The following is a 12,493-nucleotide window of genomic DNA, read 5'->3' as shown; positions in this document are numbered from 1 at the left end:
CGGTCGCTCAGATACCCTGGCTCATGAGGTGACTGCGCAGCAGGTCCGCCTCCTTGCTGCCGGCGACGGGGTTCACGAGGACGACAACATCGTCAGCATCGAAGGCTCCCTCGTCGGCCAGCGCTCGCGCACCGGCGACGGCCGTTCCGCCGGTCGCACCGGTTTCCGGCCCCATCTCGCAGCCGTCGACCGCGCCGGCAAGGATGTCCTTGTCCGAGACAGCGACACCGCCGCCCCCGGAGTGATCGAGCGAGTCGAGCGCCGCAGCGCCGGCGGCGGGATCAGGCACCTCCAGTGGGCCGACGATGGTGTCGGGATGCTCAATGGTCGCCGGTTCACTCGCACCCTCGCGTGCGGCGTCAGCGATTGCGGCCGTCGAGTCCGGCTGTGCGGCGTAGATCCGTGGGACCGAGTCCGCGAGGCCGCTGTCTGCCGCTGCTCGGAAGCCACGTTCGAGGCCGACCAGCGTCTCGCCGTGGCCGGTGGGGTGGACCACCGCGTCGGGGGCCGTCCAACCGAGGTCGTCGGCCGTCTCGAAGGCAACGGATTTCGCGCCCTCGATACGGAAGGGATGGCCGGGTGCGACCGGGACCCAACCGTCGGCTGCCTCGGCTAGCTCGTCCTCGAACGCCGAGACGGCGTCGTCGTACCGGCCCTCGACGACGCGCATGTCGCCGCCGTGGACGTTCACCATCGCCTTGTTGAGGAACGGACAGCGCGATGGGACGAAGCCCTTCGACTCGATGCCGGCCCGGGCCGCGTAGGCGGCGCTGGCCTGTGCGCCGTTGCCCGTCGATGGCGTCACGACACGCTCGGCTCCGCGCTGCGTGGCGGCGGTGGCCGCAAGCGAGAGTTTACGGTCGCCCAGCGAGGCCGTCGGATTGCGCCCCTCGTCTTTGACGTACACCGATTCGACACCGAGTTCCGCGGCCAGGTCCGGCACCGGGACCAGCGGCGTCGCCCCCTCGCCAAGCGTCACCGTCGTATCCCGCGAAAACGGCCGCAACGGCTCGTAGCGGCCTGGTCCCGTCACGTCGGGCAGGTCCGCAGGCGTCAGCTCGGGAACGTCGTAGTCGCCGACGAGAACGCCGCCGCAGTCGGGACAGCGGTCGGCCGTGCTGTCGGTTGCCGCGCCACACGCCGTGCAGGTGAGGCCGCGAAACGCCGCAGTCGTCTCCATGGGTCTCCCTGTGGACGGGACGACCAAGTGTGGTCCGGTCCCGCTTCAGCACGCTCTTGTCACCGGCGGTCAAAGGAGCGGACATGACAGATGTCGTCGTCGCCGGCGGGGGACTCGCCGGGCTGGTCGCCGCCCGCCACCTGGCCGAGTCGGGCCGTGACGTGACCGTCTTCGAACAGGCGTCGGAGGTCGGGGGCAGGGTCCGGACGACCCACGAGGACGGCTACACGTTCGACCGCGGGTTCCAGGTCATGTTCTCCGCCTACCCAGCCGCCAAGCGCGAACTCGACATCGAGGCGCTGGCTCCGCGGCCCTTCACGCCGGGAGCGACCATCGCCAGTCCGAACCACCGCTCGGTGCTGTCGGATCCCTTACGGAATCCCTCAGCAGCGCCACAGACGCTGCTGAACACCGACGTTCGCACGGCCGACAAGCTCAGGCTGTTCCAGCTCCAGCGCGAACTGGCCGGCGTCGAGCCCGTCGAACTGCTCTCCCGGGGCGGGACGACCATCCGGGAGTACCTCGCCAACTACGGGTTCTCACAGCGGTTCGTCGAGCGGTTCGCCGCGCCGTTCTACGGCGGCATCACGCTCGACCGCTCGCTGGGGACGGACAGCAGCATCTTCGAGTACACCTACAAGATGCTGAGCGAGGGCGAGATATTCGTGCCCGCCGACGGGATGCAGGCGATGCCGCGACAGCTCGCCGACCGCGCTCGTTCGTCGGGCGCGACCATCGAAACCGACGCGGCTGTGACCGGGCTGGAAACCCACGACGGCGAGGTCACTGCGGAGGTGGGCACGGAGACGGTGACGGCCGAGAGCACCGTCGTCGCGACGGACCCGGAGACGGCGGCGGAGCTGACCGACATCGACGCAATCCCGACCGAGCCCGTCGGCTGTGTCACCCAGTACTTCGCGCTCCCGACGAACCGCGCGCCGACCACCGGAAAGCGCATCATCCTCAACGCGGCCGACGACCGGCCAAACACCGTCGCGCCGCTGTCGGCCGTCGCCAGCGAGTACGCGCCCGCCGGCATGGAGCTATACAGCGCCACGTTCCTCGGAACGCCCGACGAAGACGACGAAGAACTGGCCGCCGAGGTCCGGGACGCGCTTCGGTCGTGGTATCCGAACGCGAGCTTCGAGGCGCTGGAACTGCTCCGGACCGACCGGGTCCCGTTCTCGCAGTTCGCCCAGCCGCCGGGGTACCGGAACTCGCTGCCGGACCCGACAGCGCCGGGCGGGAACGCCGTCTTGGCCGGCGACTACACCCGCTGGTCGTCGATACAGGGCGCACTGGAGAGCGGGAAAGTCGCCGCTGATCTACTGCAATAGGGACAGAAAAAGCCGAAACCGGCCACGCAGTCCTGCGACGGTCTAAACGGTCGGACCGCCGCTATTCGTGTTTCCCTCGTGGTCGTGTCCCTCCCCTTCGAGGACTTCAGAGACGTATTTTATGGTCGCGAAGTACAGCACCACCAGCGAGAGCAGCGTAATCGCGATGAGCCCCAGCGCGATTTCAGTCTGAACCATGTTCCAGCGTCCACCGTCGTGGGTCAAATACTTACCGTTATAGCATGCGGCGGAACTCACCCAGCGGCGGGAACGACAGCGTCTCGCGGCCGCTCTCGTCCCAGACCACCGGCTCCAATCGGTCGGCGTCAGTGACGAGCGGGGACTGGAAGTCACTGGCGCGCATCTCATTGACCTCGACGCCGGCGTTCAGTTTGTTGAACGACGGGAGCATCACCACGTCGCTGTCGCGGTACTGGCCGCTGCCGACGAGATAGCAGGGCTGACGCTGGCCCTCGATGGAGATGGTCGGGTGGTCGTGGCCGACGACGTAGCGGTCGGCGTCGGCCTCGGGAGCGTCGTGGCCGTGACAGACGACCGTCTCGCCGATCCGGAACTCCGTCTCGGTCGGGCCGTCCCAGACGCTATCGAGCATCGTGTCGTGGTTGCCCGGCGTCACGATCAGGCGCGCACCGACCTCCCGGCAGGCTTTCTTGATGCCGGCGACGGTGCTTTCGACCGACCGGGGAACGGTCTGAAACGAGTGCAGCAGGTCGCCGGCGACGACGACCTCGTCGGGGTCGTGGCGGTCGACGAGGGACTGGAACCGCTGGACCATATCGGAGCCGGAGCCGACCGGGAGTTCGAGGTTCCCGCCGGTGCCCCGGCCGATGTGGAGGTCCGCGACGACGAGCGTCCTGTCACGCAGCAGCGCCCGGTCGTCGTAGCTGACTGTCATCGCCGTCCAGTCGGTACCGGTGACGCTTATATTGTCGGTCACGGCGACGGCGGCTGAGATGGGCGGTCCTGCGGCCGGATATCCAGGCCTGACGGTGTCGGTGGTATTTTTACCTGTGACTCCCGTGACTCTGGTATGGTCGACGTCCTGGAGAACAAGCGGGCCGCGACGCGGTTTCGGGTCCTCGTGGAGATCGCCGAGCGCCAGCCCGCGGTGAGTCAGGGCGAAATCGCCGAGGCCGTCGGCGTGACGAGTCAGGCCGTCAGCGAGTACATCCGGGAACTCGTCGACGACGGCCTCGTCGAGAAAGAGGGGCGGTCGCGCTACCGCGTCACCAAGGAGGGCGTCGACTGGGTGTTCCAGTCCGCCACCGACGTACGACGGTTCGCCGACCACGTCACCGACGACGTGCTCGGCAGCGTCCAGGAGGACGCCGCCATCGCCACAGCGGACCTGTCGGAAGGTGAGACAGTGACGCTTTCGCTGGCCGATGGCCTACTACACGCCCACCCCGGCGGTGGGGACGCGACGGGCGTGACGACGACTAGCGCCGCGGAAGGCGAAGTCGTCGGCGTCACGGGCTTCGAGGGCGTCATCGACCTCGACCCTGGCCACGTCAGCGTGATACAGGTCCCGCCGGTCCGGTCGGGGCCGGTCGAGAACATCGACGAGATCGCCGCGGCCTGTGCGGACGCCACCATCGTCACCGCGGCGGGCGTCGAGGCCGTTGTCGCGCTTCGGGACGCCGAGGTCGAACCGACGACGCACTTCGCGGCTGGCGAGGTGGCCGCCGCCGCCGCATCTCGGGGGCTGGACGCCGTCGTCGTCGCCACGCAGGACACCGTCGGGCGCGTGACCGACGCGCTCCGGGACGCGAGCGTCGACTACGACGTGACCCAGTAGCCCGGAGTGACGGGACTTTTCCGGTCGGCTATCGTCAGGACAGCCATGAGCGACCACGACGTTCACGACGCCGTCGAAGCGTTCCTGAGCGAAGCCGACGACGCCTACGGCGAGTACGAGCAGGGGTACACCGACGCTGACGCGACGCTCCGGCGGCTGGAGACGGCCATCGAGGAACTGCGGACGGCGACCGAGGAGTAGGTTGCTGTCCGTTGCTGGGCGAACAGTATTGTAGGGTTAGATTCATGTAGTCCGTATGACTGATGTGGTTCTGGTCGACGGCGCACGCACCGCACACGGCGAACTGCTCGGAGGGCTCTCGGAGCGGTCCGCGGTGGACCTGGGCGGTGCAGCCGTCGAGGGACTGCTCGACCGGACCGGCGTCGACGAGGCCAGCGTCGACTGGGTCGGCCTCGGAAACGCGGTGCAGGCGGGCGTCGGCCAGGTGCCGGCCAGACAGGTCGTCGTCGAGTCGCCGCTACCCAATGATGTCGCTGCGACGACGCTAAACGAGGCGTCGGGGTCGGGACTGCGGGCGATTACGACCGCCGCCGACCGTATCGAAGCGGGTCGGGCGTCAGTGTGTCTCGCCGGCGGTATGGAGTCGATGTCGAACGCGCCGTATCTCGCACCCGAGATGCGCAGCGGTCGCCGGCACGGGAACAGCGAACTCGTCGACGCGATGATCTGGGACTCGCTGTGGGACAAACACTACGACGCCCACATGGGGACACTGACGGAGGAAATCGCCGCCGAGTACGACATCGGCCGCGAGGCACAGGACGAGTACGCCCGGCGGAGCAACCACCGGGCCGGCGAAGCCATCCAATCGGAGAAATTCACAGAGGAACTGGTCCCCGTCGAAACGGCCGACGGGCTGGTGACCGAGGACGAGGGACCACGGCCGGAGACGACGGTGGACCAGTTGGCAACGCTCCCGCCGGCCTTCGCGGAGAGCGGCACAATCACCGCCGGCAACGCCTCGAAGCTCTCGGACGGCGCGGGCGCGGTGGTGCTCGCCGACGCCGAGACAGTCGAACGCGAGGATCTGGGACCGATGGCTCACGTCGAGGACTACGCCGTGTCCTACCGCGACCCCGCCGAGTTCTCGCTGGCCGTCGCTGACGTGGTCACAACGCTGCTGGAGCGCAACGACCTCGCCGTCGCCGACGTGGACCACTTCGAACTCAACGAGGCCTTCGCCGCCCAGATGGTGTACGTCTCCGACGAACTCAACATCCCCGCCGAGAAGCACAACCCGCTGGGCGGCGCGGTGGCGCTCGGCCACCCCATCGGGGCCAGCGGCGGCATCCTCACGACGACGCTGCTGTACGCGATGGAGCGGGACGATCATCATCGCGGAGTGGTTGGGATGAGCATCGGCGGTGGCGGCGCGATTGCGATGTCTGTGGTCCGGTAGGCCCCGCCAGCGACGAGGCGAGTGAGCATCGGCGGTGGCGGCGCGATTGCGATGTCCGTGGTCCGGTAGTCCGTCACCAAAGGCAACACGAACCGCTGCTGGCGCGCGCTCTCGCTCGCTCCATCGAGCGGAAACGCCGTGCGAGGGATGAGTAGCGCAGGCGAACGGCGTGAGCCGAGCAACGCAATCGGTTGGGGAGGGCGTGGCTGTGGCGTGTCGGGTGGGACTGAAAGGGGCCGCCGGCTCGCTGCGCGAGAGGACGCAAGGACCGCAGAAACGACCGACGGGAGTGGCGAGGACCGCAGCGAGTCACAGCCAGCGAGCCGGCGGGGGCTTTCGAGGCCGTCGTCCGAACGGCACACAGCGCAATCGAGAGGAAGCTTGCGGGACTGCAAACAAAACGACAGTGATGTAAACAGTTCCCTCCAGAGCGGCGAGAATCGGGAAGAATTATCGGGCCGGCCCACCCCAGAGAGAGTATGACTGAATTCTCTCGACGGGTAGAGCAGGTATCGATCTCGGGCATCCGCGAAGTGTTCGAGGCCGCGGGCGAGGACGCCATCAACCTCGGCCTCGGCCAGCCGGACTTCCCGACGCCGGACCACGCCCGCCAAGCGGCCGTCGAGGCGATTCAGGCCGGCAAAGTCGACGCCTACACGTCGAACAAAGGGACCGAGGAGCTCCGGGAGGCCATCGCCGCCAAGCACGCCCGGGACAACGACCTCGATGTCGACCCCGGGGACATCATCGCTACGTCGGGGGGAAGCGAGGCGCTACACATCGCGCTGGAAGCCCACGTTGATGAGGGACAAGAGGTCATCTTCCCGGACCCGGGGTTCGTCTCCTACGACGCGTTGACGCATCTGGCTGGCGGGACGCCGCAGCCGGTTCCGCTGCGGGACGACCTCACGATGGCCCCCGAGACGGTCGAAGAGGCCATCACCGAGGACACGGCGGCGTTCGTCGTGAACTCACCCGCGAACCCGACCGGGGCGGTGCAGTCCCCCGAGGACATGCGCGAGTTCGCCCGCATCGCCGACGAACACGACGTGCTGTGTATCTCCGACGAGGTGTACGAACACCAAGTGTTCGAGGGCGAGCACCGCTCGCCGGCGGAGTTCAGCGACACGGGCAACGTCGTCGTCGTCAACGCCTGCTCGAAGGCCTACTCGATGACCGGCTGGCGGCTCGGCTGGGTCACTGGCGCAACGGACCGCATCGAGCGGATGCTACGGGTTCACCAGTACGCCCAGGCCTGTGCGTCGGCCCCGGCCCAGTACGCCGCCGAGGCGGCACTGAGCGGCCCACAGGACCAGGTGGCCGAGATGCGCGAGGCCTTCCAGGAGCGTCGGGACGTGCTGCTGGACGGGCTAGAGGAGATGGGGCTTGACTGTCCGACGCCCAAGGGCGCGTTCTACGCGATGCCGAAGGTCCCCGAGGGCTGGGTGGACGAGGTCATCGACCGCGGAGTCGTGGTCGTCCCCGGCGACGCTTTCGGCGAACACGGCGCGGGCTACGCCCGCATCTCCTACGCGACGGACATGGAGACGCTGAAGCAGGCCATCGACATCATGGCCGACGCGACGGCAGCGGTCCGCTGACGCTCTCGGGTAAGGCGACGCCGTGGCGATTCGCCCCGAAATTGGAACAGTCTCGGAAGAGAGTGCGAAGAAAGGCTTTATTGCGTGGTTGTCTCGACTCCGGTAACTGACCGTGCCAAATGCATTCGAGACCAGCGCGCCCCTCCGCGGAGAGAGACAGGACTATAGGACCGGCAGACGCAGGTCCCGGGAGGACAGTGGGATGGAGAAAGCGCTCTGGTATCTGTTGACGGCGACGCGCGGCGGCGCCAACCGAGCGCGTATCATCGACGCTCTCTCGGACCGACCGATGAACGCCAACGAACTCGCCGACGAACTCGACGTGGGCTACAAGACGATCAGACATCACATGGAACAGCTAGAGGACCACGACGTGGTCGAGTCCGGCGACGAGGAGTACGCCAAACTGTACTTTCTGACCGACCGGTTCGACAACTACCGCGATACCTTCGAGGAAATCGTGGAGAAGATGGACGAATGACGGGGACAGACGCGGTGGCCGCCACCGGACCGAGCGTGACCGGCCAGCGAGTGAGGTGGCGCTGATGGCGATGGGACCGCTCATCACCGCCGCGGCGGCGCTCGCGGGGCTCAACGTCTTGCTGTTGCTTCCGCTGTTGGGCGTCTGGGTTCGCAACTACGCGACGTTCCGGACGGGGCTGGTCGCTGGTCTCATCGCCTTCGCCGTCGCGATGCTCGCGGAGAACGCCGTCGCCGTCTACTTCTTCTTCTCGATGCAGAGCTTCTACGCCGGCGACCCGCACGTCCAGCAGGCCGTGCTGGTCCTGCGCTCGCTGCAGTTCGTGGCGATTGCGGGCCTAAGCTTCACGACGCTTCGGTGATAGGCATCGTGCGGCGGTCTCTGCAGTACCACAATTCAGCTGCTCAGTACGAGGGCCTGCTGCCCGTGGCTGGCCCCGCAGTTTATGCTCCTGCCGGGCGCCGAGGGCTGCATGTACGACCGGATACTCGTCCCGACTGATGGGAGCGACCACAGCGACCTGGCTATCGACCACGCGATGGACCTCGCCGAGCAGTTCGACGCAATTGTCCACGTGCTGTTCGTCGTTGACCAGGCAGGGCCGAGCGGTCACTGGGACGTTGCCGTCGAAAAACAGGAAGCGACCGGTGAGGAGGTGCTCGACGCGGTTGTTGCACTGGGCAACGAACGCAGCGTCGACGTTGAACGCCACTTGCGCCGTGGGATGCCCAGTGAGGAAATCGTCGACGCCGCCACCGACTACGAGGCTGACCTCATCGTCATGGGGACCCAGGGCCGGACCGGGTTCTCACGCATCGCCACTGCTGGTAGTACGACAGAGCGTGTCGTTAGGCTGACCGAGATCCCGACGCTCGTCGTTGGCGGCGCGGGTGCCGGTGACACCTGAGGTGGGCATTCGATTCGAGCGAGCCTGTAGCAATCGGCCCGTGAAGCAGTGGTTCGTTTAGCAGGAATGAATACGGAGAGCCAGAAAGCCCTCGCGACCCGCGCCTCGCTGTCGGTCGAGCGAACACAGCACCCCAGTGAACGGCCTAGTTTTATACTCCCACAGCGGCGGCAGTGTGGTATGCCCTCCCACTCACGGCGCGCGCTCCTGCTGACGCTCGCCGGCACGGCCAGTACGCTCGCCGGGTGCCAGAGCGACATCTGGTCAGCAACCAACCAAACTACTCCGTCCACGGCATCGGGTTCTACAGGAACGACTGCAACGCCAACCACCAGGACACCGGAGGAGCCACCCCAAGAGGGTATCGGTGGTGACCTGAAGGACCGGCCAGAGACGGTGTGGCCGACTCCCGACCGGGGGCCGTCGAACGCTGCGTACCTGCCGGCGGGTCCCGATTTCGAGGCCCCACCGAGTACAGCGTGGGAACTCGCACCCGTGAACCCGGACGAGGACCACTACAGTCCGCGATACCTCCAGCCGGTCGTCGACGGAGAGACGCTGTACGTGGTAAACGCTGTGATATACGGGACAAACGTCGCCCTGCCTGAGACGCAATACCTTCGTGCGGTCAACACGAGTGGTGAGGAGCGCTGGACAGCGCCGCTCTCAGCCGGTGACTCAGCACCGGTGCCCTCCCTGCCCGCTGTCCACGAGGAGTTCGTCTTAGTCGGTCTCGACCAGGTTCTCGGTGCCTATGACCGGGCAACTGGCGACACCGTCTGGACAGTGGCTATCGACGGAGGCGTCCACTCGATTACCCCAACCACACAGCGGGTCATCATCCGTGCCAGTCGCGCCATCGTTGCCGTCGCCGACGGTGAGAAACAGTGGACGGTCCCGTTCGAGACGTATCCGAGCGCGATGGCAGTCGGTCCGGAGACGGTGTTCGTCGGGTCGAGCAAGCGCATCTCTGCGCTCGACCCCGCCACTGGGAAGCGGCGATGGCGAGAGGACCTGCCCGCGGTCGATGGTGGCTGGGGAGTGAGTTCGGTTCTCGCGGTCCCCGGCGGCGTGGTGGTGCGCCAGAACAGTGGCCACGTCTACGCCTTTAGTAGTGCGGGGGAGGCCGTCTGGCGAACCCAGAGACGCAACGGCGGGTTCGCCACTGATGGTCGGTCCCTCTATGCCAGCGATGCCGATAGCATCCGCTCGCTACGTGTCGCGGACGGGAGCGTCATCTGGGAGCGGACGTGCGATGAGATTCCGGGCTGTGACGGGACGATTGCGGTTCGAGACATCGCCGCCACCGCGGACACCGTGATAGCGTCCCTTGCGGATGGACTGGTCGTCGGGCTTGCCGCACGCACCGGCAGCGTGCAATGGACAACACAGGCACCAATTACTATCGACGGCATTGCTCTCACCGGCACCGCCATCTATGGTGTCGGCGATATCGACGACCCGCTCCTCCAGTTGACGACGTAGTGCTGCTGTCAATTATCCCCGCAGCGCTACCGGGTGGCGTTGCCGGGAGACGAGAACGATTCGGCTCACTGGAGACCGCTTGGACCCGTGTATTCGCGCCCCGACACACCACTCGGAGCACCGTAGCGGCGAGAAGTCGAACACGTTCGGGACAATAGCCTGACTGGCAGGGACCGTCATCGAGCGTATGAGCACGGATCAGCAGGAGTCTGTCCAGGAACTCGACGTTCGGGAGGTCGAGGGCGAACCGTTCGGGCACATTATGGATGCGCTCGATGCTGTCGGTGAGGACGAGGCGCTCCGACTGGTGAACAGTTTCGAACCGGTGCCGCTGTACGAGGTCCTCTCGAAAAAGGGATACCAGTACGAGACAGAGCAGGTCGCCGACGAGGAGTGGCACGTCACGATCCGGCCGGAGTGAGATGCGGCCCGAGCGCGCCTCGCGGTGGTTCGTCACCGCCAGTGCGCTGTTTTTCGTCGGGTTCCACGCCGCAGCGGTCGGTGCGCCCCGCCGCGTCGTCGTCACGCTCGGCCTCTACGGGTTCGTCCTGCACGTCCTGTTCGGGAAGGCCTACGCGCTCGTGCCGTCGTACTTCGACCGGGACCTCGAGTGGAAGTCGGGGCCAGCCGTCCAGTTCCCGCTGTCTGTGATTGGAACAGTAGGCCTGGCGCTCGCACCGCTCGGACCGCCGTGGCTCCAGCCCGTCGGGACCGTGCTCTGGGCCGGCGGCGTCGCCGTGTTTCTCGGCACGCTGGGCTGGACGATGCGTGACAATCTCACCGGCGCGGCGACGGGAACCGGCGGCGCGAACGAACACCGCGAGCCGATCGACCGAACGGCAAACGTCGCGGTCCCGATAGCACTCGGCTATCTCACGCTTGCTGCGGGAAGTGCGCTCGCTATAGCTGCCGGCTTCGGGTCAATTCTCCCACAGCAGCTGTCGCACTTGCTGGCTGCGGGGACAGCGGCGCTGTTTGTCTTCGGCGTCGGCTTCCGGCTGTTCCCACGGTTTCTGGTCGCCGAACCGCCGCGACCGGTCGTCGGGGTCGTCGTCGCTGCTGGAGCCGTCGGTCCCGCGCTGCTCGGATTCGGGCTGCTTGACCGGAGACTCCTCCTCGTCGGCGGCATCGTCGAAGCGATCGCAGTCGTGGGGTTCGCGCTGTCGTACGTCGTGCTCTTCCGGCGGTCGGAGCGCCGCCGCGTCGGCTTCTACGCGGTACTGGTGGCGGTCGCCGCCGGCGTCGTCGGTATCGGACTCGGACTGACCATCGCCGTGATCGGACGGAGTCCGGCGCTAATCACCGCACACTATCGAGCGATGCTGGCGGGCTTTCTCGGACTGACCGTCGTCGGGGCTGCATTTCAGTTCTACCCGCCGGCAGTCGGCGTCTGGCCGCGGGCGAACGACCGGACGGCACTGGTGTCGATTGGGCTGCTCGGCGGCGGACTCGGCATACAAATAATCGGCCTCCTCGGCCAGTTCAGAGGGGTGACAGTCGTCGGCACAGCGGCAGGGGTTCTCGGCGCACTCCTCTATACGTATCTCCTGGGAGCGGCGTTCGCTCGCCGATGGAAGTAGTAGCGACGCGGTGCAGGCTTACTCGGCGATGATGCTGTCGAGCAGTTTCGTCTGAGCGGCGGCGAGGTGTTCCGCGAACGTCGAAACGGAGATGTCCAGTTCCGACGCCACGTCGCCAGCATTGGCCCCCTTCGGATACTCGAAGTACCCCATCTCGACGGCTGTTTCGAGCACTTCCTGTTGCCGGTCGGTGAGTTGGCTTCTGTCGACCAGAATGGAATCCACCGGGTCAACGTCGCCGTTGCGCCGCATCGACCGGAGCGAAACACCGTCGTACAACTCCTTCAGCCGTGTCACGATGGCGCGGACCCGGTCGACATCAGGGGCGTGAAAGGTCAGGTGGAGCTGTCCGTTCTCGGCGCGCATCTCTGCGACGGGACAGTCGAAGGTTTCGACCGTCTCACAGACACAATCGGTCCGCGTCCGGGTGAACTGATACCGGGCTCCGTCGCCCGCAGCGAACACCTTGTCCATATCTTCCCGTTCCTCGATTACAGCCTCATCCGTACCTGTCGCGGTGAACTCTTCGATGATCTGACCGTTCTCGTTCGGGCTGCTTCGGGCAATGTCGGTCACAGCCGCACCCGCCTCGTCCGAAACGCTTGCCACCGGACAGGCCCCGGGGGTGTCGACCGACAGTTCCACTCTGATGCCGGAGTCACTCATATGTGTACCTGTGCCAC

General features: G+C 66.6%; 15 protein-coding genes. 11 read left to right on the top strand and 4 right to left on the bottom strand.

Annotation, left to right across the window (positions count from 1 at the left end):
• Window positions 1-7 precede the first annotated feature (7 nt).
• Window positions 8-1,180, bottom strand: a complete 1,173-nt coding sequence (locus NDI54_RS12430; RefSeq protein ID WP_310896761.1) for a threonine synthase — start codon at window positions 1,178-1,180, stop codon at window positions 8-10.
• An 83-nt stretch (window positions 1,181-1,263) separates the two neighbouring features.
• Here NDI54_RS12430 and NDI54_RS12425 point away from each other — a divergent pair, with 83 nt between their 5' ends.
• On the top strand, window positions 1,264-2,517 hold the full coding sequence (locus tag NDI54_RS12425) for an NAD(P)/FAD-dependent oxidoreductase (RefSeq protein ID WP_310896760.1): 1,254 nt from the start codon (window positions 1,264-1,266) through the stop codon (window positions 2,515-2,517).
• A 42-nt stretch (window positions 2,518-2,559) separates the two neighbouring features.
• On the opposite strand, the gene NDI54_RS12420 is transcribed toward NDI54_RS12425, so the two are convergent.
• A complete protein-coding gene (locus NDI54_RS12420) occupies window positions 2,560-2,715 on the bottom strand; it encodes a hypothetical protein (RefSeq protein WP_310896759.1) in 156 nt (51 codons plus the stop codon).
• 37 nt (window positions 2,716-2,752) lie between these two features.
• Window positions 2,753-3,433, bottom strand: a complete 681-nt coding sequence (locus NDI54_RS12415; RefSeq protein WP_310896758.1) for a metallophosphoesterase — start codon at window positions 3,431-3,433, stop codon at window positions 2,753-2,755.
• 135 nt (window positions 3,434-3,568) lie between these two features.
• On the opposite strand from NDI54_RS12415, the gene NDI54_RS12410 reads away from it, so the two are divergent.
• The 10 genes from NDI54_RS12410 to NDI54_RS12365 all read left to right on the top strand — a co-directional run bounded on the left by NDI54_RS12410 (window position 3,569) and on the right by NDI54_RS12365 (window position 11,810).
• Window positions 3,569-4,336: a DUF7839 domain-containing protein gene (locus NDI54_RS12410; protein WP_310896757.1), complete on the top strand. Its 768-nt coding sequence runs from the start codon at window positions 3,569-3,571 to the stop codon at window positions 4,334-4,336.
• Window positions 4,337-4,381: 45 nt separating this feature from the next.
• Window positions 4,382-4,537: a hypothetical protein gene (locus tag NDI54_RS12405; RefSeq protein ID WP_310896756.1), complete on the top strand. Its 156-nt coding sequence runs from the start codon at window positions 4,382-4,384 to the stop codon at window positions 4,535-4,537.
• Window positions 4,538-4,592: 55 nt separating this feature from the next.
• Window positions 4,593-5,756 carry a thiolase family protein gene (locus NDI54_RS12400; RefSeq protein ID WP_310896755.1) on the top strand — a complete coding sequence of 388 codons (1,164 nt, stop codon included), beginning with the start codon at window positions 4,593-4,595 and terminating at the stop codon, window positions 5,754-5,756.
• Between the two features lie 479 nt (window positions 5,757-6,235).
• Window positions 6,236-7,357, top strand: a complete 1,122-nt coding sequence (locus NDI54_RS12395; RefSeq protein WP_310896754.1) for a pyridoxal phosphate-dependent aminotransferase — start codon at window positions 6,236-6,238, stop codon at window positions 7,355-7,357.
• Between the two features lie 202 nt (window positions 7,358-7,559).
• Window positions 7,560-7,838: an ArsR/SmtB family transcription factor gene (locus NDI54_RS12390; protein WP_004593670.1), complete on the top strand. Its 279-nt coding sequence runs from the start codon at window positions 7,560-7,562 to the stop codon at window positions 7,836-7,838.
• Between the two features lie 64 nt (window positions 7,839-7,902).
• The gene (locus NDI54_RS12385) at window positions 7,903-8,199 is read left to right on the top strand and encodes a hypothetical protein (RefSeq protein ID WP_310896753.1); all 297 of its coding nucleotides are present in this window, start codon (window positions 7,903-7,905) and stop codon (window positions 8,197-8,199) included.
• A gap of 111 nt (window positions 8,200-8,310) precedes the next feature.
• A complete protein-coding gene (locus tag NDI54_RS12380) occupies window positions 8,311-8,745 on the top strand; it encodes a universal stress protein (protein ID WP_310896752.1) in 435 nt (144 codons plus the stop codon).
• A gap of 180 nt (window positions 8,746-8,925) precedes the next feature.
• A complete protein-coding gene (locus tag NDI54_RS12375) occupies window positions 8,926-10,230 on the top strand; it encodes a PQQ-binding-like beta-propeller repeat protein (RefSeq protein ID WP_310896751.1) in 1,305 nt (434 codons plus the stop codon).
• Between the two features lie 187 nt (window positions 10,231-10,417).
• Window positions 10,418-10,651 carry a DUF2249 domain-containing protein gene (locus NDI54_RS12370; protein WP_310896750.1) on the top strand — a complete coding sequence of 78 codons (234 nt, stop codon included), beginning with the start codon at window positions 10,418-10,420 and terminating at the stop codon, window positions 10,649-10,651.
• A 1-nt stretch (window position 10,652) separates the two neighbouring features.
• Complete coding sequence (locus tag NDI54_RS12365) at window positions 10,653-11,810, top strand: hypothetical protein (RefSeq protein WP_310896749.1); 1,158 nt, start codon at window positions 10,653-10,655, stop codon at window positions 11,808-11,810.
• An 18-nt stretch (window positions 11,811-11,828) separates the two neighbouring features.
• Here NDI54_RS12365 and NDI54_RS12360 read toward each other — a convergent pair whose 3' ends face one another.
• Window positions 11,829-12,476: a helix-turn-helix domain-containing protein gene (locus NDI54_RS12360; protein WP_310896748.1), complete on the bottom strand. Its 648-nt coding sequence runs from the start codon at window positions 12,474-12,476 to the stop codon at window positions 11,829-11,831.
• Window positions 12,477-12,493 lie beyond the last annotated feature (17 nt).

It is taken from the genome of Haloarcula terrestris (genome assembly GCF_031624315.1).
In the GTDB taxonomy this organism is placed as follows: Archaea; Halobacteriota; Halobacteria; order Halobacteriales; family Haloarculaceae; genus Haloarcula; species Haloarcula terrestris.
The sequence above is the reverse complement of the archived record's forward strand: the minus strand, read 5'-3'. Positions and strand labels throughout refer to the sequence as shown.